A 23924-nucleotide genomic window follows, 5' to 3' on the forward strand; every position below is an offset into this window, starting at 1 on the left:
GGAGCGGGGGAGCGGTGCCGGACCCCGCGAGCCCGGCATGCTCCAAAGGAAAGACCCTAGAGCGCCGGCCGCCGCTCGGACCGGCTGCCGGTGTCCCGCAGCCGGGCCATCAGCTCCCGCACGATCGCCGTCCCGTCCAGCGTGAGCACCGACTCCGGATGGAACTGCACGCCGGCGAACCCGGGCCCGCGCAGCGCGTGCACCTCCCCGTTCGCAGCCCGGCTCACCTCCACCCCGTGCGCGGTCAGCTCCTGCCGGGCGTCGTCGTCGCACCGCGCCACGAAGCTGTTGTAGAACCCGACGGTCTCCTCCCGCCCGAACAGCTCTACCCGCGTCTGCGCCCCCTGGTACGGCACCTCCTTCCGCACGATGTCCAGCCCCAGCTCCGCCGCGATCAGTTCGTGCCCGAGGCACACGCCCAGCACCCCGTGCCGGTGCTCCCCGACGACCCGCGCGGTCAGCTCCCGCAGGAACCGCATCCTGGGGTCGGCCAGGTCGGACGGATCACCCGGACCCGGGCCCAGCACCACGGGACCCCCGTGCGCGAGCACCGCCGCCCGCAGTCCCGGTTCGTCGTAACGCCGGACGGTGACCTCCAGCCCGGACGAGCGCAGGACGTGCGCGAGCATCGCCGTGAAGGTGTCCTCGCAGTCGACCACCAGGGCGTGCCCGGTCAGTTCCCGGGACCGCTCCTGCATCCGCAGCCAGAACGGCGCCAGCGAGGCCCGGCGACCGTCCAGCGCCGCCCGCACCCGCGGATCGTCGGCCAGCCGGGCCCGCACCCGCTCGGCCCGCGGCCTTCCCGGCCGGACGCCGAGGGCCGCCAGCACGCCCGCCGCCTTGGCGTGCGTCTCCGCGACCTCGCCCGCCGGGTCCGAACCGCGCACCAGCGTCGCCCCGACCGGCACCCGCAGCCGGCCGGCCGCGTCGATGTCGGCGGTGCGGATGAGGATGGGGGAGTCGAGGGTCTGGGCCCCGCCGGAGTCCCGCCCGATCAGCGCCAGCGCTGCCCCGTAGTAGCCGCGCCCGCCGGCCTCGTGCCGCTCGATGACCCGGCAGGCGTTCTGCACCGGCGAACCCGTGACGGTCGCCGCGAACATCGTCTCCCGCAGCACATCGCGCACGTCCATCGAGGACTTCCCGCGCAGCTCGTACTCGGTGTGCGCGAGGTGGGCCATCTCCTTCAGCCGCGGCCCGACCACCACCCCGCCCATGTCGCCGACGGTGCACATCATCTTCAGCTCCTCGTCGACGACCATCGACAGCTCCTCGATCTCCTTGCCGTCGGCGAGGAAGTCCAGCAGGTGCCCCGGCGTCGGCCCCCCGTCGGGATAGCGGTACGTCCCGCTGATCGGGTTCATCACGACCGTGCCGCCCGACATCCGCACGTGCACCTCGGGGCTGGCGCCCACCAGCGTCCGGTCCCCGGTGTGCACGACGAACGTCCAGTACGCGCCCCGCTCGCCCTCCAGCAGCCGCCGGAACAGCGCGAGCGCGTCGGCCCTCCCGAATCCCGGGACCGCGCCCTCGTACGTCCGCCGGATGACGAAGTTCGCCCCCTCGCCCCGCCCGATCTCCTCCCGCAGCACCCGCCCGACGATCTCCGCGTACTCCTCGTCGCCGACGTCGAAGCCACCGCCCTCGACGCGCACCTCGTGCGCGGGGAGCTGCTCCAGCGCCTCGGCGAGCGGGATCTCGTACCGCTCCTCGGGGATCAGGACGGACAGCGGCGTGCCGTCGTCGCGGACGTCGAAGCCGCGCTCGCGGATCTGGCGGAACGGCACCAGTGCGAGGCCCTCGTCGGGCAGGTCGGCGAGCCGCTCGCGGACGGCGACCGGGCCGAGGAGCAGCTCCACGGTGGCGCCGTCCTCGGCGGCCCGGCCCGGCGCCCGGCGGCGCAGCAGGGCGAACGGGCGGGGGTCGGTCAGGAGGTCGAGCAGATGCATGGGGTCCGTGTCCTTCTCGGTGGGAGAGTCGACAGGGACGGCCGGGCCCGGAAACACCGAAGGCCGCCCCTTCGGGCGGCCTTCGCGAAGTCTTGCGTACGCGCAGTCAGTGGGCCGCCGGATGAGCGGTCCACCACCAGTTCTGGGTCGAAAGCGCGAACACGGGGTGCACGGTACACGATGTGACGCGTCCGGCTCCGCCCCGTTCGGCGAGGTGTGCTCCCCGCCGCGCGGGGGCGGCCCGAGGCTGAGGACCCCGCTTCGACGGGTGCGGTTCGCCCCCCGCGGCGGCGGGGCTGCCAGGCTCTGTCCCGGCCCGGTGAGCCGGGACAGACCCGTCTCACAGGCTGAGCGCGGCAATGGACGCACGGACCGACCGCGTACTGTTGGGCGCGTGACCGTGAACGCTGATTCCCGAAGTGTCGCCGCTCAGGCGACGTGGCGAGACCTGCCCGCGGCGCAGCAGCCCGAGTACCCGGATGCCGAGGCTCTGCGCGAAGTGATCGCCGAGCTCGAGACGTATCCCCCGCTGGTGTTCGCCGGTGAGTGCGACCAGCTCCGCGCACGGATGGCCGCGGTCGCTCGGGGGGAGGCGTTCCTGCTGCAGGGCGGTGACTGCGCCGAGTCCTTCGACGCGGTGTCCGCCGAGCACATCCGGGCGAAGCTGAAGACGCTCCTGCAGATGGGCGCCGTCCTCACGTACGCGGCCTCCGTGCCGGTCGTGAAGGTGGGCCGGATCGCGGGCCAGTACTCCAAGCCGCGCTCCAAGAACACCGAGACCCGCGACGGCGTGACCCTGCCGACGTACCGCGGTGACTCGGTCAACGGCTTCGACTTCAACGAGGCCGCCCGCGTCCCGGACCCCGAGCGCCTGAAGCGGATGTACCACGCGTCCGCCTCCACGCTGAACCTGGTGCGCGCCTTCACCACCGGCGGCTACGCCGACCTGCGCCAGGTCCACGCCTGGAACCAGGACTTCGTGAAGTCGTCCCCCTCCGGCCAGCGTTACGAGCAGCTCGCCCGCGAGATCGACCAGGCGCTCCACTTCATGCACGCCTGCGGGGCGGACCCGGAGGAGTTCAAGACGGTCGAGTTCTACGCCTCCCACGAGGCGCTGCTCCTCGACTACGAGTCGGCCCTCACCCGTGTCGACTCCCGCACCGGCCGCCTGTACGACGTCTCCGCGCACATGGTGTGGATCGGCGAGCGCACCCGCCAGCTGGACCACGCGCACATCGAGTTCGCCTCGAAGATCCGCAACCCCATCGGCATCAAGCTCGGTCCGACGACGACGGCCGAGGAGGCGCTGCAGTACATCGAGCGCCTCGACCCCGACCGGGAGCCGGGCCGGCTGACCTTCGTCGTCCGCATGGGCGCCGACAAGGTCCGCGACAAGCTGCCGGAGCTGGTCGAGAAGGTCACCGCCTCGGGCGCGACCGTCGCCTGGGTGACCGACCCGATGCACGGCAACACCTTCGAGGCGGCCTCCGGCCACAAGACCCGCCGCTTCGACGACGTGCTCGACGAGGTCAAGGGCTTCTTCGAGGTCCACAAGGGCCTCGGCACCCACCCCGGCGGCATCCACGTCGAGCTGACCGGCGACGACGTCACCGAGTGCGTGGGCGGCGGCGACGAGATCTTCGTCGACGACCTCCACCAGCGCTACGAGACCGCCTGCGACCCGCGGCTCAACCGCAGCCAGTCGCTCGACCTGGCGTTCCTCGTCGCGGAGATGTACCGGGACCAGTAGCGGCCGGTGATGCGGCAGACCGGTGGCGGCTTCGCCCGTCACCGGAACCGAAGTGGGGCGCGGATCACATACGATCCGCGCCCCCTCTCCCTTTTGCGGCCTCTGGGTGCCGGGTAAGGTTAGGTAAACCTAATCGATCTCGGCGGGAGGTGTCCGCGTGTACGTCTGCAGCTGCTTCGGAGTGACGGAAGCGCAGGTCCAGCAGCATGCGGACGACGGCGCCTGTACGCCCCGCCAGATCGCCTCCGCCTGCAAGGCGGGCACGGACTGCGGTTCGTGCGTCCGCCGCATCCAGGCGATCCTCGGCCGGGGCGCCTGCCCGCGCCGCGACCTGGCCGACCAGGGGCGGCCGGCCCTCACCGCGCTCGACGAAGCCGCCTGAGCGCCCGCCCGGCGGGAACCGCCGGGCCTTCCCGGTTCCCGCCGGTTCCCGCCGGTTCCCGCCGGTTCCCGCCGGTTCCCGCCGGGGCTGTCCGTCGGGTCCCGGCCCTTCCGCCGCGTCTCAGCTCTCCGGCTGCTCGATCAGCTGCGCGATGTACAGCGCCTCGCCGAGCTTCTCCACCAGGTCCAGCTGGGTGTCGAGGTAGTCGATGTGGTGCTCCTCGTCCTCGAGGATCGACTCGAAGACGTTCGCGGACGTGATGTCGCCCTTCTCGCGCATCACCTTGATCCCCCGCTTGAGGCGGTCGATCGCCTCCACCTCGACCTGCCGGTCGGCCTCGAACATCTCCTTGACCGTCTGCCCCACGCGTACGTGGAACAGTCGCTGGTAGTTCGGCAGGCCGTCCAGGAGCAGGATCCGGTCGGTCAGGATCTCCGCGTGCTTCATCTCGTCGAACGACTCGTGCCGCGTGTATTTCGCGAGCTTCGTCCAGCCGAGGTTCTCCTGCATCTTCGCGTGCAGGAAGTACTGGTTGATCGCGGTCAGCTCGCCGGTGAGCTGCTCGTTGAGGAACTCGAGGACCTCGGGGTCGCCCTGCATCGCAGAGGCTCCTTCCGCACGGGGATTCGGGAGGTTGCCGCCGAATGATGTCACCGGCGCGGAAGATCGTCCAGTAAGTGCGCACTTAGTAAGTTGACCCATACTTGATGCCGATTGCCCGATTCTGGTCATGCTTGGTCATTCGCACCGGCCGGGGTCTGTCAGGATGGAGTCATGGGGCATCCGGTGGAGCGAGAACCAGGAGAAGCAGCAGCGTCCGAGCTTCCGCCGGGGCAGCGACTTCAGCGGGGCTGGCCTGTCACCCATTACGGCCCGGTGCCCAAGTTCCGGCCCGAGCGCTGGGAGTTCAGGGTCTTCGGCGGCACCGCCGACGGCGACAAGCGCTGCTGGACCCACGAGGAGTTCACCGCCCTCCCGTACGCCACCGTGGTGGCCGATCTGCACTGCGTGACGAAGTTCAGCATGCTCGGCGCCGAATGGGGCGGCGTCCCCGCCCGGACCATCCTGGAGGCCGTGCCGCCCGCCGCCGACGTCACCCACGTCATGGTCTGGGCGGAGTACGGCTTCAGCTCCAACCTGCGGCTGTCGGACTTCGCCGCCGAGCACACCCTCTTCGCCACCCACAAGGACGGCGAACTGCTCACCGCCGAGCACGGCTTCCCGGTGCGCCTGGTCGTGCCCCACCTCTACGCCTGGAAGGGCCCCAAGTGGGTCCGCGGTGTCGAGTACATGACCGCCGACCGCCGCGGCTTCTGGGAGGAACGCGGCTACCACAACATCGGCGACCCCTGGAAAGAGCAGCGCTACTCCTACCAGGAGGAGCCCGGGGACGGCCCCGAACTCTGAGCCCCGGCGTCCCCGGGACATCCGGGCACAGCTTAGAAGGGGCGGATCAGCCGTCCCGGAGTTTCTTCAGCCGCTCCACGTCCGCCGCGTGCCCCTCCCTGCCCCCGGGCGTCTCGATCACGAGCGGTACGCCCGCGGTCGCCGGGTGCGTCATCAGCGCGCGGAACGGGTCCTCGCCGATGTGACCCGCGCCGATGTTCTCGTGCCGGTCCTTGTGGGCGCCCACCACGTCCTTGGAGTCGTTGGCGTGGATCAGCTTCAGCCGGCCCTCGCCGACCGTGTCCACCAGCAGATCGAGGGTCTGGTGCATGCCCGCCGGACCGGCCAGGTCGTGCCCGGCCGCGAAGACGTGGCAGGTGTCCAGGCAGACGCCGAGCCTCGGATGGGCGTCCAGCGCCTCGAAGTACGGCCCGAAGTCCCAGGTCCGCGAGCAGAGCGAGGCGCCCTGCCCGGCCGTCGACTCCAGCAGCAGGAACGGGTCGTCGTCGTGGGTCAGCTCGTCCAGCAGGGGCAGCAGGTACTCCCGGACCTGCTTCAGGGCCACGTCCCGGTCCCGTCCGCCCGTCGCGCTCCCCGTGTGCACGACCACGCCCAGCGCGCCGATCTCCCGCCCCCGGCGCAGCGAGTGCCGCAGGGACTCCACCGACCGCTGTGCCGTCGCCTCGGTGTGCGAACCGAAGTTGATCAGATACGGCGCGTGCACGTAGGCCGGGATCGACTCCGCGGCGCAGGCCTCCCGGAACGCCTCGTCCTGCGCCGGGTTGCCCGCCGGGGTGGCCCAGGCGCGCGGGTTGGCGACGAAGACCTGGATCGTCTCGGCCTTGAGGTCATGGGCGTAGGACATGCCCACGGAGTGCAGCCCGCCGGCCACCGGGACGTGGCCGCCGACGGGATTGCGGGAGGGGAAGGGGTGCGCGGAACTCACCCGTTCAGGGTGTCATGCCCCCGGCGCCGCCCGGTCACCGGAGGGCGGTCTCCCCCGTCACCCCTGTCGCCCCGCCGCGCGGGACGGGCCGCGGGCGCCGGGGTGCGGGCGGGCGGCACCGTCACCGGATGGTGATCGTGATCGTCGATCCCTTGGGGGCCGTCTCGCCGCCGTCCACGGACTGGCTCTTGACCGTGTCGCCGAACAGACCCAGCAGGCCGCGGTCCTCGTCCACCTCGAAGCCGGCCTTCTCCAGCTCGGCCTTGGCGTCGTCCACGCTCGCGCCCACCACGTCCGGGACCTCGACCATCTCCGGGCCCTTGGACAGGGTCAGCGTCACCGTGTCGCCGTCGGCGACCTCCTCGTCCGCGCCCGGCGACTGGGCGGCGACCTGGCCCTTGTCGAACTCGGAGGTGACCTCCCCGGCGGAGACCTCCACCTCCAGGCCGGCCTCCTCCAGCTCGGCCCGCGCGTCGTCCAGGTCCTGGCCGGTGACGTCCGGGACCTCGATCGGACTGCCCTTGCTGACGACGAGGGAGACCGCCGAGCCCGCCCGCCGCTCGGTGCCGGCCTGCGGGCTGCTGCTGATCACGAAGCCCTTGACGACGTCCTCGCTGAACGCCTCGGTGACCAGGCCGGGCTCCAGCCCGTCCGTCTTCAGCAGGTCCTTGGCCTTGTCCAGCCGCGAGCCCTTCACGTCCGGCACCTTCACCGTCTCGGGGCCGTCGGAGACGGTGAGGGTCACCGAGTCGTTGGCGCGGATGCGAGCGCCCGGCTCCGGGTCCGTGCTGATGACGGTGCCGCGCTCGACCGTGTCGCTGTAGGCGTGCCGCACCTCGCCGACGTCCAGCCCGGCCGCCTCCAGCCGCTGTCTGGCCTGCGCCTCGGTCTGGGTGAGGACCCCCGGGACCTTGGTGAACTGGCCCGAGTTGATGTACCAGACGCCCGCGCCGACACCGAGCACCAGCAGGACGGCGGCGACGATCGCGACCAGTTCGCGGCGGGGCCGCACCGGGCGGCGCCGGGGCGGCGGCGGCTCCGCCGCGAACCGGGACGTCCGGTTCGTCGGGTCCCCGTCGCCCACGTGCCCGTCCGCGTCCTCGTCGACGGGCAGGAGGCGCGGGACCGTGAGCGAGCGCGGGATCACGCTGGTGCGGTCCTCGGCGATGTCGCGGTCCGCCGACAGGGCCTGCGGCGGCAGCGCGTCCAGCTGGGCCTCGTCGAGCGCGGCCCGCGCCTCGCGGACCTGCGCGAGCAGGACCACGGCGTCCGCCGGGCGGACGCCGGGGGTGCGGGCGGTGGCCGAGGCCACCAGCTCGTCCAGCGCGAACGCCATACCGGGGACGGCGGCGGAGGGCGGCGGCACGTCCTCGTGGAGGTGCTTGTAGAGCACCACGGCGGGGGTGTCGCCGTCGTGCGGCTTGTCGCCGGTCAGCATCTCGTAGAGCACGACCCCGCAGGCGTAGACGTCCACGCGTGCGTCGGTGGTGCCCTGCTCCATCTGCTCGGGCGCGAGGTAGGCGACGGTACCGAGGACGGCCCCGGTGGTGCTGGTCACGGTGTCCACGGACCTGACCAGGCCGAAGTCGGCGACCTTGACCCGGCCGTCGTCCCCTATCAGCACGTTCTCCGGCTTCATGTCCCGGTGCACGAACCCGGCGCGGTGCGCGGCTCCGAGCGCGGCGAGGACCGGCTCCAGGATGTCCAGCGCGGCCCGCGGCTGGAGGGCACCGCGCTCGCGCAGCACGTCCCGCAGGGTGCAGCCGGCGACGTACTCCATCGCGAGGTAGACGTACGACCTGTCGGCCCCCTGGTCGAACACCTGGACGACGTTCGGGTGTGCCAGCCGGGCCACGGACTTGGCCTCGCGGATGAAGCGCTCGACGAAGGAGGCGTCGGCCGCGAGGGCCGGGTGCATCACCTTGAGCGCGAGGACGCGGTCGAGGCGGGTGTCCACGGCCCGGTAGACCGTGGCCATCCCGCCGACCGCGATCCGCGCGTCCACGCGATAACGCCCGTCGAGCACCTGCCCGACCAGAGGGTCCTGAAGGGTCGTGTCCACGCAGGCGAGTCTACGAGCCCGCACCGGCACCCCTCACCGCTCACACCGGTATCGCAGCGGGACTGAAGCGGACCTGTGACGAGCGGCACGACCGGAGCGGCGTGCCCGTCCGCCCGGAGCCGTCACCCACCCGCACGGGCGCCCACCCGCACGGGCGCCCACCCGCACGGGCGCCCACCCGCGCGGGCGCCCACCCGCGCGGGCGCCCACCCGCACGGGCACCCGGCCGCCGACGGCGCCCGGCCCCCCGGCGACGGCCACCGCCCGGCCGGGGCGGACGGTGCGGGGCCGGGGCGGACGGTGCGGGGCCGGGGCGGACGGTGCGGGGCCGGGACGGACGGCGCGGGGGAGACGTCGTCAGAAGGCCGGCCGTTCCGGGTCGAGGGCGGCGCGGCCCTCCCCCGGCGACGACGCCTGCGCGAAGTGACGGCGGGGAATGCGGCCCGCGAGCCTGGCCAGCCTCCCCGCCTCCACGCCCCTCCGCATCGCCCGGGCCATCAGCACCGGCTCCTGCGCCCGCGTCACCGCCGACGCCAGCATCACCGCCGCGCACCCCAGCTCCATCGCCAGCGCCACGTCCGACGCCGTACCGGCGCCCGCGTCCAGGATCACCGGCACGCGCGCGTTCTCGACGATCAGCTGGAAGTTGTGGGGGTTGCGGATGCCCAGTCCGGACCCGATCGGCGAGCCCAGCGGCATCACCGCCGCACACCCGACGTCCTCCAGCTTCCGCGCCAGCACCGGATCGTCGTTCGTGTACGGCAGCACCGTGAACCCGTCGTCGACCAGCGTCTCCGCCGCGTCCAGCAGCTCGACCGGATCGGGGAGCAGCGTCCGCTCGTCGGCGATGACCTCCAGCTTGACCAGGTCGGTGCCCAGCGCCTCCCGCGCCAGCCGTGCCGTCAGGACCGCCTCCCCGGCCGTGAAACACCCCGCCGTGTTCGGCAGCACCCGGATGCCGAGCCGTTCCAGGACCGACAGCACGGACCCGTGCACCGAGGGGTCCACCCGCCGCATCGCGACGGTGGTCAGCTCGGTGCCGGACGCGACCAGCGCCCGCTCCAGCACCTCCAGGCTGGGCGCGCCGCCCGTCCCCATGATCAGACGGGACGAGTACGCCGTACCGCCGAGGACGAAGGGATCGTCGGCCATGGCTCAGCCTCCCTGGACGGCGGTGAGGACTTCCACGCGGTCTCCGTCGCAGAGGGCGGTGGCGGACCACCGCGCGCGCGGGACGACGGTTTCGTTGAGGGCCGCGGCCACCCCGGAGGACGCCGGCGTCAGGGACCGTACGACGCTGTCGAGGGCCGTGCCGGGAGCGACCTCGCGCCGCTCACCGTTCACCGAGATCTTCATGCGGGCTGCTCCGAGAGTGCGGCGGCGTGGAAGCGCCGGGGGGTGAAGGGACGGGCCTCGGCGGGGAGTTCGCCGGTGACCAGCGCGTGCGCCAGCACGTCCCCGGTGACCGGCGCCAGCAGCACGCCGTTGCGGTAGTGCCCGGTCGCCAGCAGCAGTCCGTCCAGCCCGGTCGGCCCGAGCAGCGGCGCGTTGTCCGGTGAGCCGGGACGCAGCCCCGCGCGGGTCTCGGTGAGCGGCAGCTCGGTGATCCCGGGGACCAGTTCGTGGGCGTCCCGCAGCAGCTCGTACACGCCGCCCGCCGTCACCGTCGTGTCCCAGCCCAGTTCCTCGCTCGTCGCCCCGACGACCAGCTCGCCGTTCTCGCGCGGCACCAGGTAGACCTGGCTGCCGCGCACCACGGCCCGGACCGTCCGGGTCAGGAACGGCGCGTACCGCCGCGGCACGGTCAGCCGCAGCACCTGCCCCTTCACCGGCCGCACCGGCGGCAGCACCTTTGCCGGGACGCCCGCGAGCCGCCCGCTGAGGCTGCCCGCCGCGAGCACCACCTGCCGCGCCGCGAGCGTCGTACCCGCGCGCGTGCGCACTCCCGTGGCGCGCCCGGCCGACACCGTCAGCCGCTCCGCCCGGTCGCGGTGGAAGGCCACGCCCGTCCGCTCACAGGCGGCCACCAGCGCCGCCACCAGCCGCCGCGGATCGACCTGGTGATCCCCGTCCACCCGCAGTCCGCCCCGCACCCCGGGCGCGAGCAGGGGCTCCAGCCGCCGGCACTCCCGGCCGGACAGCCACTCCGAGTCCAGCCCCGACCGCCGTTGCAGGGCGTGCAGTTCCCGCAGGTGGGCGCGGTCGTCGGCGTCCAGCGCGACCGCGAGGGTCCCGGAGCGGCGGTAGCCGAGGTCGTGGCCGGTCAGTTCGGTCAGCTCGGCCGCGAAGTCCGGGTAGCGGCGGGCCGATTCCAGGTTCAGACCGAGCAGTGTCTGTTCGCCGTGGTGCAGTTCGGAGACGGCGGCCAGCATCCCGGCCGCCACCTGTGCGGCCCCGCCGCCCGGCTCGGGATCCAGCACCACCGTGGCGAACCCGCGCTGCGCGGCCCGCCACGCGGTGACCAGCCCGATGATGCCGCCCCCGACGACGAGGACGTCCGACGTGACTGAGGACATGGGCGTCCAGCCCCTCCCTTCGCCGGCATGACCCGGATCAGGTTCGTACGGTCGGAGGCCGCCAGCCTCCCTCTCAGCCCGGTGCGTCCGGGCTCCCGCGAGTGCTCTAGGTTGGCCACCCTAGTCCCCCGTCCTCCGTCTCGGTAAGGGAGCCTCCTCTCGTGGCCCGTTCGCTCGACGGCCTGGTCCTGGCCCCGGTGGCCGACCAGGCCCCCGGTCAGGTCGGCACCCGCACCCGCTTCACGTACCGCGAACGCGACGGCGTCGTCTGGGCCGACTACGCGGGCGGCGACGTCGTCCGCGGGCATCTCGTGGGCACCCGGCGGGGGGACCGGCTGGACTTCCGGTACGTCCAGCTGGGGCGCGACGGGACGACGTCGTCCGGGCACTGCGCGTCCACGGTCGTCGAGCTGCCCGACGGGCGGCTGCGCCTCGACGAGACCTGGCAGTGGGAGTCGCGGGCCGGCAGCGGGACCAGCGTGGTGGAGCAGATCACGGAGCAGGACGGCTGACTGACGACACGTCAGCTGTCTAAGGTGATCGGGTGAGCGAGCAGACGCGGGAAGAAGACGGGCGGGCGGCGCGACGGGTGGTCGTCGTCGGCGCGGGGATGGCCGGGGTGCAGACCGCGGTCGCCCTGCGCGAACAGGGCTTCGACGGCACGGTGATCGTCGTCGGCGCCGAACCCCACCAGCCCTACGACCGGCCCCCGCTGTCCAAGGCCGTCCTGCTCGGCAAGGCCGAGCACTCCGCCTTCGACGTCGACTTCGAGAGCCTCGACGTCGAACTCCGGCTCGGCAGCGAGGCCCTCGGCGTCCGCCCCGCCGACCACGAACTCGACACCGAGTCCGGGCCCGTCCCGTACGACGTCCTCGTGCTCGCCACCGGCGCCGAACCGATCCGGCTGCCCGGCGCCGAGGGCGTTCCCGGCGTCCATCTGCTGCGCACCCTGGACGACGCCGAACGGCTGCGGCCGGTGCTCGCCGGCCGGCACGACATCGTCGTCGTCGGCGCCGGCTGGATCGGCGCCGAGTTCGCCACCGCCGCGCGCGAGGCCGGCTGCGCGGTCACCGTCGTCGAGGCCGCAGACCGGCCGCTGGCCGGCGCCCTGCCCGCCGACGTCGCCGCCGCGATGACCGCCTGGTACGCAGACAGCGGCACCGGACTGCGCACCCACGCGCGCGTGCGGCGCGTCGAGCCCGGCGCGGTCCTCCTCGACGACGGGTCCCGGCTGCCCGCCGACGCCGTCGTGGTCGGCATCGGCGCCCGCCCCGCCACGGCCTGGCTGACCGGCTCGGGCATCGAGCTGGGCCGGCACGGCGAGGTCGTGGCCGACGCCGGCCTGCGCACCTCCCTGCCCGACGTGTACGCGGTCGGCGACTGCGCGTCCTTCCCCTCCGGGCGGTACGACGAGCGCCTCCTGGTCCACCACTGGGACAACGCCCTCCAGGGCCCGCGCACGGTCGCCGCGAACATCCTCGGCACGGCCCGCGGGGAGGCCCCCGCGGTCTACGACCCGGTCCCGTACTTCTGGTCGGAGCAGTTCGGCCGCTTCGTCCAGTACGCCGGGCACCACGGCGGCGCCGACACCACCCTGTGGCGCGGCGACCCCGCCGGACCGGCCTGGACCGTCTGCTGGCTGCGCGACGACCGCCTGGTCGCCCTGCTGGCGGTGGGCCGCCCGCGCGACCTCGCGCAGGGCCGCCGGCTGATCGAGTCGGGCACGCCGGTCGACCCGGAGCTGCTCGTGGACCCGGAGCGGCCGCTCAAGACGGCGACGGCCTGACCGGGGCGTCTCCGGGGCGTCTCCGGGGCATCTCCGGGGCGTCACCGGTGCTCCGTCCGGAGGGGTCCCGCGGCGTCCGGCGGCGGCCCCGTCCCCCTGGGGGGAGCCTCGGGTACCGACTGTCGGTCCGGGATGGCAGTCTTGGGGGGTGACCGAGATTGACGCAAAGATCGATGCTCTCGTCCCCGCCTGGCTCACCCTGCCCGACATCGCGGAGATGCTCGATGTCGACGTGACGCGTGTGCGGCAGCTGGTCAAGGAAGGCCAGCTCGTCGCCGTACGCCGTGGTGAGAACAGGGCGCTGCACGTCCCCGCCGCCTTCATCGACGAGGACAAGGTGACCAAGGGCCTGTCCGGGACCCTGACCCTGCTGCGGGACGACGGCTTCACGGACGAAGAGATGCTGGAGTGGCTGTTCACGCCCGACCCGTCCCTGCCCGGGACCCCGGCGCAGGCACTGAGTGAGAACCGCGGCACGGAGGTGAAGCGCCGCGCCCAGGCGCTCGCCGTCTGAGCCCGAGATCCGCTCCACGGATCCGCCGCTCTCCACGGATCCGCCGCTCTCCACGGATCCGCCGCTCTCCACGGATCCGCTGATCCGCTGATCCGTCGATTCACGGATCCGCCGATCCGTTCGGAGACCTGCCGCGCGGACTCGCCGTCAGAACCGCCAGGTGTGCGGCCGTGGTCCGCCGCGGCCGCACACCGCCGCCCCGGGAAAGACCCGAGGCGCCGCCCACGTCCCGGGGGACCCACGCATGCCCGACACGGCCCGCTCCCAGCTCGCCGACGCCCGCCTCTACCTCTGCACGGACGCCCGTAAGCGCCAGGGCGACCTGCCGGAGTTCCTGGACGCGGTCCTCGCGGGCGGCGTCGACATCGTGCAGCTGCGCGACAAGGGCATGGAGGCGGCGGAGGAGCTGGAGCACCTCGAGGTGTTCGCCGACGCCTGCGCCCGCCACGGCAGGCTGCTCGCGGTCAACGACCGGGCGGACGTCGCCCATGCCGCCGGCTCCCAGGTCCTCCACCTCGGCCAGGGCGACCTGCCGGTCCCCGCGGCCCGCGCCCTCCTCGGGGCCGGCGTGCTGATCGGCCGCTCCACGCACAGCGAGGCGGAGGCGGACGCCGCGGCCGTCCAGGAGGGCGTCGACTACTTCTGCACGGGCCCGTGCTGGCCCACCCCCACCAAGCCCGGCCGCCCGGCCCCCGGCCTCGGCCTGGTCCGTCACACGGCGGCGCTGGGCACCGGGCGTCCCTGGTTCGCGATCGGCGGCGTCGACCTCGGCAACCTCGACGAGGTGCTGGAGGCGGGCGCCCGCCGCGTCGTGGTCGTCCGGGCGATCACCGAGGCCGACGACCCCGGGGCCGCGGCGGCGGAGTTCGCCGAGCGGTTGCGCGCGGTCTGAGCCGGGCGCCCGGACGCCGGCCCGTTCACCCGTCCGGCCTCCTCGCCCGTCCCCGTCCCGGTCCCTCCCGTCCTGGTCCTTCCCGTACCGGTCCCTCCCGCGCCGGCCCGGTCCCGCGCTGTCCGTCGACCTCCCCTCCCGGCTCGCGCCCGCCTGTCCAAGGGGTGGACAACAAGGCGACAATTCGGGCAAATTTCCGAGTTTCGGTGAGGGGAGGCCCCTCCCCTGGCTAACCTGCGGGTATGGCCCTCGGAACCGCATCCACCAGGACCGACCGCGCCCGCACCGTGCGCGACATCCTGGCCACCGGCAAGACGACCTACTCGTTCGAGTTCTACGCGCCGAAGACCGCCCAGGGCGAGCGGAACCTGTGGAACGCGCTCCGGCGGGTCGAGGCCGTGGCCCCCGACTTCGTCTCCGTCACCTACGGCGCCGGTGGCACCACGCGGGCGACCACGGTCAAGGAGACGCAGCAGATCGTCGTCGACACCACCCTCACCCCGGTCGCGCACCTCACGGCCGTGGACCACTCCATCGCCGAACTCCGCAACATCATCGGCCAGTACGCCGACGCCGGGATCCGCAACATGCTCGCCGTGCGCGGCGACCCGCCCGGCGACCCCATGGGGGAGTGGGTGCCGCATCCGCAGGGCCTCACCTACGCCGCCGAACTCGTCCAGCTGATCAAGGAGTCGGGCGACTTCTGCGTCGGCGTCGCCGCCTTCCCCGAGATGCACCCGCGTTCCAGCGACTGGGACACCGACGTCGCGCGCTTCGTCGACAAGTGCCGGGCCGGCGCCGACTACGCCATCACGCAGATGTTCTTCGAGCCCGACTCCTACCTGCGGCTGCGGGACCGGGTGTCGGCGGCCGGCTGCGCGACCCCGGTGATCCCCGAGATCCTGCCGGTGACGAGTGTGAAGATGCTGGAGAGGCTGCCCAAGCTCAGCAACGCCCACTTCCCGGCGGCGCTGAAAGAGCGGATCCTCACAGCCAAAGACGATGCGGCCGCTGTACGCTCCATTGGCATCGACTTCGCCACGGAGTTCTGCGCTCGGCTGCTCGCCGAGGGAGTGCCCGGACTGCACTTCATCACGCTCAACAACTCCACGGCGACGCTGGAAATCTACGAGAACCTGGGTCTGCACCACCCACCGCAGGCCTAGACCGGCCGCACCGCCTTACGACACACTGCGGAGCGGCCGAGGGGAGAGGGGCGTACATGGGCTGGACGGTCCTCTACATCGCGTTCGGCGTCGTCGCGCTGTGGCTGCTCGGTGAGGTGCTGCTGCAGTACAAGGCACGGCTGCGCTGGCGGCTGCTCGCCTTCGGCGGCTTCCTCGGCGTGGTGGTCGGTGTCCTGATCCCGTCGGTCGTCGTCATCGGTGTGGGGGCGGCCGCCTTCGCGGTCGGCCAGACGTACGTCACGCTGTCGTTCCGCCGCGGCTTCGCCGAGGGCTGGGCCGTCAGCCGCCCCGGCACCGAAGGCACCAAGCGCCGCCGCGGCAAGGGCGAGCACCAGGACCCGACCCTGGAGGTCTCCGACCTGGAGGAGACCGAGGGCGGCCCCGACCCGTACGGCCGGGACGCGGGCACGACGTTCGGCGACGACATCGCGTACGGCCAGGACAAGGGCGCCTACGGCGACGACGACCGCGACGACGTGTTCACGCCCACCGCGCGCGGCGCCGGCGCCGCGGCGGCCGAGGCCACCTCCGTCTACGAGCCGCAGCCCCTGCCCGACGACACCGGCTCCTACGGCGTGTACAGCGACACCGCCCACGCGTCCGCCGCCCAGACCCAGGACCAGTACGCGACCACCGCCCAGGGCGCCGACCAGGGGTACGGCTACGACGGCTACTCCGGATACGGCCAGCAGCAGTACGGCTACGACGCCTCCGGCGAGCAGCAGTACGCGGCCTACTCCGACCCCTACATCGGCACCCAGACCTACGGTGGCGGCTCCTACGACGCCGGGTACGACCAGCAGCAGTACCCGCAGCAGGGCTACGGCCAGGACCAGTACGGCACCGGCGGCTACGACGGAACCCCGGCCGGCGGTGTCTGGGTCCCGCAGCAGCGCAGCACCGACGACCCGCTCGCCGGCGAACTCCCGCCCGAGCAGCCGTACCCCTACCAGGGCGACGGGCAGCGGCAGGGCAACGGCTACGACGAGCAGTACCGCTTCTGACAGGCGCTCACGGCCGCCGCCCCGAGGGGGCGGCCCGGGCAGTGGCCGGGGCTCACTGCGAGCCGCGGAACCCCGGCCCCTCCACGACGAGTCCCGACACCAGCGCGCCCGACATGCCCGCGTGGGGGAGCCCACCGCCCGGGTGCGCCCAGCCGCCCGCGGTGAACAGGCCCGCAACGGCGGTCGAGTTGGCCGGGTGCAGCAGCCGTCCCCCCGCCGCCGCCAGCGCCGGCGCCGGGACGGACCCGCCCTCCGCGCCGGTCTCCTCCGCGATGTCCGCCGGGGTGCGCACCTCGCGCCACAGGACGCGGTCCCGCAGGCCCGGAAGGGCGCGCTCGGCGACGCCGAGCACCGCCTCCACCAGGTCGGCCCCCGGCTCGGTCCCGGCCGGGACGACGACACTCAGGGTGACCGCCTCATGGGAGGAGTCCGGCACGAGAGCCGGGTCCCCGGGCCGCAGCACCGTGACCGTCGGACCGGCGGCCGGCGTGGGCGCCGTACCGAACAGGGCCTCCAACTCGCCCTCGCGGTCGCGCGTGTGCACCACCGTCCGGTGCACGGTCCCCTCCGGGCGCCCGCCGCGCAGGGCGAGCAGCACGGTGAGCCGGCTCGGCAGGCCCCGCTGCGGCGCGACCTCGCCCCGGCCGCGCGGCGGCAGCCCGGTGAGCCGGCCCGTCCCCGGCGCGACCACGAAGTCGGCCTCCGCCACACTGCTTCCCCCGGAGCCGGAAGCCGGGGAGGCGCCCCCGGCCAGCTCCACGCCCGCCGCCCGGCCGTCCTTCTCCACGATTCCGGTGACCTCGGCACCGAACTCGAACACGACCCGGCGGGCCAGGCATCTCTCGTACACCGCGCGGGCCAGCTCGCGCACGCCACCGCGCACGGACCACATGCCGAAGGCGTGCTCCATGTACGGCAGGACGGCCGCGCTCGCCGGGGTGACCCGCGGATCGAGGCCGTACGCGAGCGCGTGACTCTCCAGGAGGGCGGCGAGCCTGGGGTCGCGCAGTTCCCAGGCGCCGACCTCGGCGAGCGTGCCGGCCCGGCGGGTGCGCAGCAGGCGCTTGTGCGGCACCGCCGGATAGGGCTCGCGGTCGGCGAGCACCGCCCAGTTCGGCCACAGCGGCTCCTCCAGGAGCGGGCGGCGCGTGCGGTCCCAGGCCTCGCGGGCCCGGACCAGGAAGTCGCCCCAACGCCCGCCGGCCCCCTGGCCCAGCGCCTCGTCCAGGGCGGAGACGACACCCGCGCGTGAGGCGTTCGGCAGCACGGCCTCGGTGCCGTCGGCGAACACGTGCCGCGCCGACGGGTCGACCTGGACCAGCTCGACACAGTCCTCCAGCGGCTCCTTGCCGGTCTTGACGAAGAGATCGCGCCAGACCGCGGGCAGAGTCAGCAGACCGGGGCCCGTGTCGAAGGAGAACCCGTCCCGCTCGAAGCGGCGCACCGCACCGCCGTACGTCTCCGTACGCTCGTACACCGTCACCCGGTGGCCCGCGACGGCCAGCCGGGCGGCAGCCGCCAGCGCGCCCATCCCGGCGCCGATCACCGCAATCCGTGCCATGCCCGCGACCTTATCGGCCGCCACCGACAGTGACGGCGCCGGCCCGGCCGCCCGTGAACACCGGGGGAGCAGGGACCCGGGGGCGGTCATCACCAGGGCGGCCGCGCAGCGCCCCGGGGCCGGGCACCCGGGTCTGAGTAGCCGTACCTAGCCGCCGAGATGAGTACCCGCGCGGATGGGACGCGACCTGGGGGGAGGGGAGAGTGGAGCCCACGGAAAGGGGCCCGGCACCGCACCGCCGACACGGGGCTGCGGAACGGTGCCGGTCCTGGACCGCTCCTTTTGCCGGCCCGGTCGGCGGGAGCGGGGCACGGGGGCGGGCCGGGGAACGACCGGAAGAGGAACGCGGGGGACACGGGGGACACGGGGGAAGCACCAGGGAGCGCCGGTTCGCGGTGGCACACGGGGGACGTGGCCACGGCGGACCGGCGCTTTCGTGCCCGCCCCGACGGCCGGTGGCGGCACCTTCCGCGCGGAGGGCTCAGAGCCCGCTGACCCGGCCCTGGAGCAGTCGGGACAGGGCCGCGTGGACGTCGTCCAGGGACCGCTCCGGCTGGAAGGCCTGCCAGTCCAGGGCGGCCACCAGGACCATGCCGACTAGCGCGGCCGCGGTCAGCGGCACGTCGATCTCGTCGCTGAACTCGCCGTGGTCGATGCCCTCGCGCAGCACGCCCTCGACGACGGCCACCGCCTGCTGCCGCACCACCAGGAGCGTGGACTGCCAGGCCCGGTTGGTGCGCCAGAGCTCGGCCACGTAGAGCTGGGTGAACGCCGGATAGCGGTCGATGAAGACCAGACCCGCGCGGATCATCGCGTCCAGCGCGTCGACCCGGCTGCCGCCCTGGCGCGCCGTGCTCTCGGCGGCCTCGCGGAGGGACGCGGTGAGCAGTCCCACGCCGTGCCGCAGCAACTCCTCGAAGAGGACCGACTTGCTCGCGAAGTTGTAGTAGACCGTGCCCTTCGCGACGCCCGCCCGCTCGGCGATCTCGTCCACGGTGGTCGCGGAGAAGCCCTGCTCGGCGATGAGTGTGACGGCTGCCTCGTAGAGCTTCTGCCGGGTGGCCTCGCGGCGGGTGCGGCCGGCCGGCGTGGTGGTGCTGTCCATGCCCCTGATTGTCACAGGAACCCGCCCCGCCGAAGTCACCGGTCGCGCGGTCACAGGGTCAGCTCCGGGTGCAGCCGGTCCAGCGTCCACACCTGACGGCGGCGCGCGGACAGCGCGGTCAGTGCCAGGGCGCCCGCCGTGAAGGCCGTCAGCACCACGCACGCGTGCCACACCGGTTCCAGGCCGCCGCCCGTGATGAGCCGGCGCAGCGCCTCGACGACGTAGCTCATCGGCAGGAAGGGGTGCAGGGCGTTGAAGAAGCCCGGACTCGTCTGCACCGGGTAGGTGCCGCCCGCCGACGTGAGCTGGAGCATCAGCAGGGCCAGGACGAGGATCCGGCCCGCCGGGCCGAAGCGCGCGTTGAGCCACTGGACGATGGCCGCGAAGCAGGCGACCACCAGGAACAGGAAGCCCACCGTGCCGGCCGCCCGGACCATCCGCAGGCCCACCGCCCAGTGCAGCACGGCCATCAGGGCCGCGGTCTGGAGCACCCCGATCGCGGCCACCGGCAGCCATCCGGCCAGCGCGATCCGCCACGCGGAGGCGCCCGCGGCGAGCGCGCGCCGGTTCATCGGCGCGATCAGCATGTACGCCACCATCGCGCCCACCCACAGCGACAGCGGGATGAAGTACGGGGCGAAGCCGGTGCCGTAGTTGGGCGCCTTGTGCAGGTCGTGGGAGGCCAGCTGGACCGGGTCCGCCATGACGGCGGTGCGCGCGTCCCGGTCCTCCTCGTCGTAGTCGGGGATCCGCCCGGCGCCGTCGTGCAGTCCGCCGGCGAGCTCCGCGGAGCCGTCGACCAGCTTGAACATGCCGCCGTCGAGTTCCTCGGCGCCCTTCTTGAGCTTGCCGACGCCCTTGTCCAGGTCGCTCGCGCCGCTCCTCGCGGTGCCGATGCCGGTGTTCAGCTTCTTCGCACCCGCGGCCACCTTCTGGGCGCCCTTGTTCAGCTCGTTGATCCTGGAGACCGCGTCGGCGACGTCCTCGGAGAGGTGCGGGGCGCGGTCGGCGAGCGCCTGGGCCTGCTTCTGGAGCGCCGCGAGGTTCGTGCGCATCGTCTTCAGGTCGCCGTCCTGATCGGCGACGAGCGTGTCGACGTCGTCGGCGATCAGCACCACGTCCGCGGCGGCGTCCCTGGCCTTCTTCAGGTCGGCGCAGGCCGGGTCGGGCAGCGCGGGTGTCTCGCAGCGCGTCCGGTGGATCCCGTCCAGGGTCTCGGAGGCGATCCGCGCACCTCCGGCGGCCACCGGAGCCCTCTTCACCAGGGCGGACAGACGGCCGCGGACCACCTTGGCGGAGTCGGCGACCAGCTGGGCGGTGTCCCCGATGGTCTTCTCGTTGTCCTCGATGAAGGGTGTGACCTCGCCGGAGACGCCGTTGACCTTGTCGGCGAGCGTCTGCGTGCCGTCGGCGACCCCGCGCGAGCCGTCCTCCAGGTCACCGGCGCCCTTGTCGAGCTTCGCCAGTCCCCCGGACAGCTTGCCACTGCCCGACTTGGCGTCCTCGAGGCCGTCCGCGAGGGCCTTGGAGCCCTGCTCGGCCTTCCCGACGCCGCCCTTCAGCCTGTCGGCCCCGTCGGCGGCCTCCACGGTCTTGCCGTGGATGTCGGAGAAGGAGACGAAGATCCTGTCCAGGAAGGAGCGGGAGGCCTTCGTCGAGGCGGCCGTGCGGACCTCGCTGAAGACCGTCCGCGAGATCTGCCCGACGATGTAGTTGTTGGCGTCGTTCGTGCGCACCTGGAGGGCGCTCGTCGCGGGGGAGTCCCCCGAGCTGGAGGCGATGCGCCGGCTGAAGTCGGCGGGCATGGTCAGCGACAGGTAGTAGGTGCCGTCCTCCACGCCCGCGCGTGCCCGTGCGGCATCGACCTCGTGCCAGTCGAAGACCTTGCTGTCGCGCAGCCCTTCGGTGATGTCGTCCCCGGCGGCGATCCGCCTGCCGTCGGCACTCGCCCCCTCGTCGTCGTTCACCAGGGCCACGGGGACGCGGTCGAGCCGGCCGTACGGGTCCCAGAAGGACCACAGGTACAGCGCGCCGTAGAGCAGGGGCAGCAGCAGGAGCGCGACCAGGGCGGCGCGCGGGAGCCTCCCCCGGCCGAAGCGGCGCAGCTCAAGCGCGGCGAGTCGCGGCGAGTGCATCGGCCGCCTCCTCTCCGGGTCCCGGCCGGCTGGCCACCGTCACGGCGCCGGCGGGCGCCTCGGCGCACGCCGCCACGACGGTGGTCCCGGACCCGGCGACGGAGGCCAGCAGGGCCCCGGCCGCGGCGCGCTCGGCGTCGGACAGCTTCAGGTCGGCGTCGTCGACCGCGAGCAGTCGCGGTCGCCCGAGCAGGGCCAGCGCGACCGACAACCGCAACGCCTCCAGCCGCTCCAGATCGCGTACGGCGGTCCGCGCGCCCTCGGGCAGCGCCTCCCGTTCTAGCCCGGCGGCGGCCAGCGCGGCTTCGACCTGCAGCTTCTCCTCGCTCACGCGCGCAGAGCGCGGCCGCAGCAGCGCGCGTACGGAGCCGCCGAACCGCCGCTGCAGCAGCGCCCGCTCGTGCAGGTGCTCGCCGACGGTCAGCGCCGGGTCGAGGTCGGTGACACCGGTGACGTTGGCCAGGGCGCTGACGCGGCGCACCGCGGCCAGCTGCTTCGGCAGCCGCGCGGTGCCGACGACCGCCGTGCCCTCGGTGGCCCTCATCCGGCCGGTGAGCGCGAGCAGCAGGCTGGTCCGGCCGGAGCCGGAGGGCCCCTCGACCGCGATCAGCGAGCCGGGCTCCGCGTCGAGACCGACGTCCCGGAAGGCCCAGCCGCGCGGACCCCGCAGCCCGAAGCCCTCGGCGGTGACGGCGACTCCGTGCACGGTTCCCCCCGTGAGCAGAATTTGAACTGACTGGTCAGTGCAAAAACTAACCCGAACTTTCGATCGAGGCAAAAGCCCAGGTCGCCACGGATTGTCAGTGGCATAGCGCACGATGGGCACATACGGCACCACCGGACAGGATCGTGCCGTCACACAGACGACAGGAGGTTCGTCATGGCCAGCTCCCACGCAGCAGCCGCACGTCGGCGACGCGCCACCGGCCCTGCCCCCTCACTGACCGGCCCGGCGAGCGACGTGCACCCCGTGCTGCGCCGGACCACGGCCCCGCCCGCCGCCCTCGACCTGCTCGCCCAGGCCCACGCCGGGCTGGACGAGGCCACCGTCCTCGACACCCCCAACGAGCGGTACGCCACGGCCCACCTCGCCGCGCTGCGCACCGCCGCCGCCGTCCTTGCCGCGCGGGGGCGCCCGGAGGCCACCCCCCGACGCCGGGCCCGGATCAGGAGCGCGTGGGAGGTGCTCCCCGAGATAGCGCCCGAACTGTCCGAGTGGAGCGCGCTGTTCGCCTCCGGAGCCGGGCGCCGGGCCCGTGCCGAGGCGGGTATCCGGGGTGCGGCCAGCCGTCGTGACGCCGACGACCTGATACGCGACGTGGCCATGTTCCTCCGCCTCGTCGAACGCATGCTGGTCCTCCAGCCGGTGCTGCCCCAGCCCCGCCAGGAGGGCGCTGAAGCGGACGGCCCGAGCGCGGGGGCGGGCATGCCGGACGCGGGATGAGCCCCGCCGCCGACGGGACCGGCCGGGCCGGCGGGGTGTCCGTCCGGGACGCTCGCGCGGGCGTCCCGGGGAGGCCGGCGAACCCCGCGGCCCGGGCGCACCGCGGTGACCGGGCGCGGGGGCGGAGGCAATAGGGTGGACGGTGCCTGAAGCCTTCCCCCCGCCGCCGCCGCGGCCGGGAAGGCGCCCCGTTCGCTCCGCCGCGCCAGAGGCGGTGCCGCGCCGAGGAGTCAACTGCCGTGCCGGACCCCATGCGCCCGTCCGTCTCCCACCGCCACTCCCACACGGCGTCGCTGCGCTCCGGCCCCTCCCGCCCCCGCGCCTCACTCCGTACCGCCGTGGTCTGGGAGGTCCTCCAGGACGCCCTCGACCGCCAGGTCAAGGCCACGGGGCGTGAGTCGCTGGACGTGCTCGACACCGGGGGCGGCAGTGGCAACTTCGCGGTGCCGGTCGCCCGCCTCGGGCACCGGGTCACCGTCGTCGACCCCAGCCCCAACGCGCTGTTCGCGCTGGAGCGCCGCGCCGCCGAGGCCGGAGTCGCCGACCGCGTGCAGGGCGTCCAGGGCGACGCCCACGGCCTCTTCGACGTGGTCCGGCGCGGTGGCTACGACGTCGTCCTGTGCCACGGCGTCCTGGAGTACGTCGACGACCCCGCCGAAGGCGTCCGCAACGTGGTGGCCGCGCTGCGCCCCGAGGGGGTCCTCAGCCTGCTCGCCGCCGGCCTCGGCGGCGCCGTTCTGGCCCGCGCCCTCGCCGGTCACTTCACGGAGGCCCGCCAGGCCCTCACCGACCCGGACGGCCGCTGGGGCGAGGGCGACCCCGTACCGCACCGTTTCACCGCCGACCAGCTCACCGGACTGGTCGAGGGGGCCGGCCTCCGGGTGGGTGCCGTGCACGGGGTGCGGGTCTTCGCCGACCTCGTGCCCGGCGTGCTCGTGGACACCGAGCCCGGCGCCCTGGAGGCACTGCTGAAGCTGGAGGAGGCGGCGGCCGAGCTGCCCGCCTTCCACTCCGTGGCGACACAGCTCCACGTGCTCGGTGAGACCCGGGGGACCGACGAGGTCGCCGACCCCTCCTGAGACGTGCCGCTGATCAGGTACGCGGCTGCGCATGGAGTACGCCACAGGCCCCCCGTTCGGCCGAAGCGCGCCGTATGATCGAGGGGGACCGCCCGGCATGACGGGTCGGCCGCCGGGGAATGGAACCCCCAGCGGACCCGAGACGCTCATGACGGGCTCCGGTTGGCCAATTGGCGTAGAGGGGCGGGTTTCACGGGGGCGATTCCCTGCCTATCCTGAAGGGACCCCC

23 protein-coding genes and 1 riboswitch are annotated in these 23924 nt (G+C 73.6%); of the genes, 11 read left to right on the forward strand and 12 right to left on the reverse strand.

Annotated features, from left to right (window positions below; all coding sequences use genetic code 11):
• Positions 1–56: 56 nt before the first annotated feature.
• Together ACGFQC_RS04300 and ACGFQC_RS04305 are read right to left on the reverse strand one after the other, a co-directional pair.
• Positions 57–1946 carry an anthranilate synthase family protein gene (locus ACGFQC_RS04300; protein ID WP_363087193.1) on the reverse strand — a complete coding sequence of 630 codons (1890 nt, stop codon included), beginning with the start codon at positions 1944–1946 and terminating at the stop codon, positions 57–59.
• A gap of 106 nt (positions 1947–2052) precedes the next feature.
• A complete protein-coding gene (locus ACGFQC_RS04305) occupies positions 2053–2118 on the reverse strand; it encodes a trp operon leader peptide (protein ID WP_363087371.1) in 66 nt (21 codons plus the stop codon).
• 222 nt (positions 2119–2340) lie between these two features.
• Here ACGFQC_RS04305 and ACGFQC_RS04310 point away from each other — a divergent pair, with 222 nt between their 5' ends.
• On the forward strand, positions 2341–3696 hold the full coding sequence (locus ACGFQC_RS04310) for a class II 3-deoxy-7-phosphoheptulonate synthase (RefSeq protein ID WP_363087194.1): 1356 nt from the start codon (positions 2341–2343) through the stop codon (positions 3694–3696).
• Between the two features lie 157 nt (positions 3697–3853).
• On the forward strand, positions 3854–4078 hold the full coding sequence (locus ACGFQC_RS04315; RefSeq protein ID WP_363087195.1) for a (2Fe-2S)-binding protein: 225 nt from the start codon (positions 3854–3856) through the stop codon (positions 4076–4078).
• 120 nt (positions 4079–4198) lie between these two features.
• Here the strand turns inward: ACGFQC_RS04315 and bfr are convergent, their stop codons facing one another.
• Positions 4199–4678, reverse strand: coding sequence for a bacterioferritin (gene bfr, locus ACGFQC_RS04320; protein ID WP_363087196.1), 480 nt, complete (start codon positions 4676–4678; stop codon positions 4199–4201).
• Positions 4679–4852: 174 nt separating this feature from the next.
• Here bfr and ACGFQC_RS04325 point away from each other — a divergent pair, with 174 nt between their 5' ends.
• On the forward strand, positions 4853–5485 hold the full coding sequence (locus ACGFQC_RS04325) for a sulfite oxidase-like oxidoreductase (RefSeq protein WP_363087197.1): 633 nt from the start codon (positions 4853–4855) through the stop codon (positions 5483–5485).
• A 46-nt stretch (positions 5486–5531) separates the two neighbouring features.
• Here ACGFQC_RS04325 and ACGFQC_RS04330 read toward each other — a convergent pair whose 3' ends face one another.
• From ACGFQC_RS04330 to thiO, 5 genes are all read right to left on the reverse strand, one after another.
• Positions 5532–6410 (reverse strand): deoxyribonuclease IV, encoded by an 879-nt coding sequence (locus ACGFQC_RS04330; protein ID WP_363087198.1) that lies wholly within the window; start codon positions 6408–6410, stop codon positions 5532–5534.
• 121 nt (positions 6411–6531) lie between these two features.
• Entirely contained in the window at positions 6532–8472 is a 1941-nt protein-coding gene (gene pknB / locus ACGFQC_RS04335) for a Stk1 family PASTA domain-containing Ser/Thr kinase (protein ID WP_363087199.1), read from the reverse strand.
• A 357-nt stretch (positions 8473–8829) separates the two neighbouring features.
• A complete protein-coding gene (locus tag ACGFQC_RS04340) occupies positions 8830–9624 on the reverse strand; it encodes a thiazole synthase (RefSeq protein ID WP_363087200.1) in 795 nt (264 codons plus the stop codon).
• A gap of 3 nt (positions 9625–9627) precedes the next feature.
• Positions 9628–9828, reverse strand: a complete 201-nt coding sequence (thiS, locus tag ACGFQC_RS04345; protein WP_363087201.1) for a sulfur carrier protein ThiS — start codon at positions 9826–9828, stop codon at positions 9628–9630.
• Positions 9825–10988, reverse strand: coding sequence for a glycine oxidase ThiO (gene thiO, locus ACGFQC_RS04350; RefSeq protein ID WP_363087202.1), 1164 nt, complete (start codon positions 10986–10988; stop codon positions 9825–9827). The genes thiS and thiO overlap by 4 nt, the downstream gene beginning before the upstream one ends.
• A riboswitch (TPP riboswitch) is annotated at positions 10986–11097 on the reverse strand. (Overlaps the previous gene by 3 nt.)
• Positions 11098–11149: 52 nt before the next feature.
• On the opposite strand from thiO, the gene ACGFQC_RS04355 reads away from it, so the two are divergent.
• The 6 genes from ACGFQC_RS04355 to ACGFQC_RS04380 all read left to right on the forward strand — a co-directional run bounded on the left by ACGFQC_RS04355 (position 11150) and on the right by ACGFQC_RS04380 (position 16371).
• Complete coding sequence (locus ACGFQC_RS04355) at positions 11150–11500, forward strand: hypothetical protein (protein ID WP_363087203.1); 351 nt, start codon at positions 11150–11152, stop codon at positions 11498–11500.
• A 32-nt stretch (positions 11501–11532) separates the two neighbouring features.
• Complete coding sequence (locus ACGFQC_RS04360) at positions 11533–12774, forward strand: FAD-dependent oxidoreductase (RefSeq protein ID WP_363087204.1); 1242 nt, start codon at positions 11533–11535, stop codon at positions 12772–12774.
• A gap of 148 nt (positions 12775–12922) precedes the next feature.
• Positions 12923–13288, forward strand: coding sequence for an Rv2175c family DNA-binding protein (locus ACGFQC_RS04365; RefSeq protein WP_363087205.1), 366 nt, complete (start codon positions 12923–12925; stop codon positions 13286–13288).
• A 244-nt stretch (positions 13289–13532) separates the two neighbouring features.
• On the forward strand, positions 13533–14180 hold the full coding sequence (gene thiE / locus ACGFQC_RS04370; protein WP_363087206.1) for a thiamine phosphate synthase: 648 nt from the start codon (positions 13533–13535) through the stop codon (positions 14178–14180).
• A 242-nt stretch (positions 14181–14422) separates the two neighbouring features.
• Positions 14423–15346, forward strand: a complete 924-nt coding sequence (gene metF, locus ACGFQC_RS04375; RefSeq protein ID WP_363087207.1) for a methylenetetrahydrofolate reductase [NAD(P)H] — start codon at positions 14423–14425, stop codon at positions 15344–15346.
• Positions 15347–15402: 56 nt separating this feature from the next.
• Positions 15403–16371 carry a hypothetical protein gene (locus ACGFQC_RS04380; protein ID WP_363087208.1) on the forward strand — a complete coding sequence of 323 codons (969 nt, stop codon included), beginning with the start codon at positions 15403–15405 and terminating at the stop codon, positions 16369–16371.
• A 52-nt stretch (positions 16372–16423) separates the two neighbouring features.
• Here the strand turns inward: ACGFQC_RS04380 and ACGFQC_RS04385 are convergent, their stop codons facing one another.
• The 4 genes from ACGFQC_RS04385 to ACGFQC_RS04400 form a co-directional block, all read right to left on the reverse strand.
• Positions 16424–17932, reverse strand: a complete 1509-nt coding sequence (locus ACGFQC_RS04385; protein WP_363087209.1) for an NAD(P)/FAD-dependent oxidoreductase — start codon at positions 17930–17932, stop codon at positions 16424–16426.
• 481 nt (positions 17933–18413) lie between these two features.
• A complete protein-coding gene (locus ACGFQC_RS04390; RefSeq protein ID WP_363087210.1) occupies positions 18414–19037 on the reverse strand; it encodes a TetR/AcrR family transcriptional regulator in 624 nt (207 codons plus the stop codon).
• 50 nt (positions 19038–19087) lie between these two features.
• Positions 19088–21172 carry a YhgE/Pip domain-containing protein gene (locus ACGFQC_RS04395; protein WP_363087211.1) on the reverse strand — a complete coding sequence of 695 codons (2085 nt, stop codon included), beginning with the start codon at positions 21170–21172 and terminating at the stop codon, positions 19088–19090.
• Positions 21144–21878, reverse strand: a complete 735-nt coding sequence (locus ACGFQC_RS04400; RefSeq protein ID WP_363087212.1) for an ATP-binding cassette domain-containing protein — start codon at positions 21876–21878, stop codon at positions 21144–21146. The genes ACGFQC_RS04395 and ACGFQC_RS04400 overlap by 29 nt, the downstream gene beginning before the upstream one ends.
• 174 nt (positions 21879–22052) lie before the next feature.
• On the opposite strand from ACGFQC_RS04400, the gene ACGFQC_RS04405 reads away from it, so the two are divergent.
• The gene (locus ACGFQC_RS04405; RefSeq protein WP_363087213.1) at positions 22053–22616 is read left to right on the forward strand and encodes an SAV_6107 family HEPN domain-containing protein; all 564 of its coding nucleotides are present in this window, start codon (positions 22053–22055) and stop codon (positions 22614–22616) included.
• Positions 22617–22855: 239 nt separating this feature from the next.
• Complete coding sequence (locus tag ACGFQC_RS04410) at positions 22856–23695, forward strand: methyltransferase (RefSeq protein ID WP_363087214.1); 840 nt, start codon at positions 22856–22858, stop codon at positions 23693–23695.
• Positions 23696–23924 lie beyond the last annotated feature (229 nt).

Source organism: Streptomyces sp. NPDC048734 (genome assembly GCF_043198675.1).
In the GTDB taxonomy this organism is placed as follows: domain Bacteria; phylum Actinomycetota; class Actinomycetes; order Streptomycetales; family Streptomycetaceae; genus Streptomyces.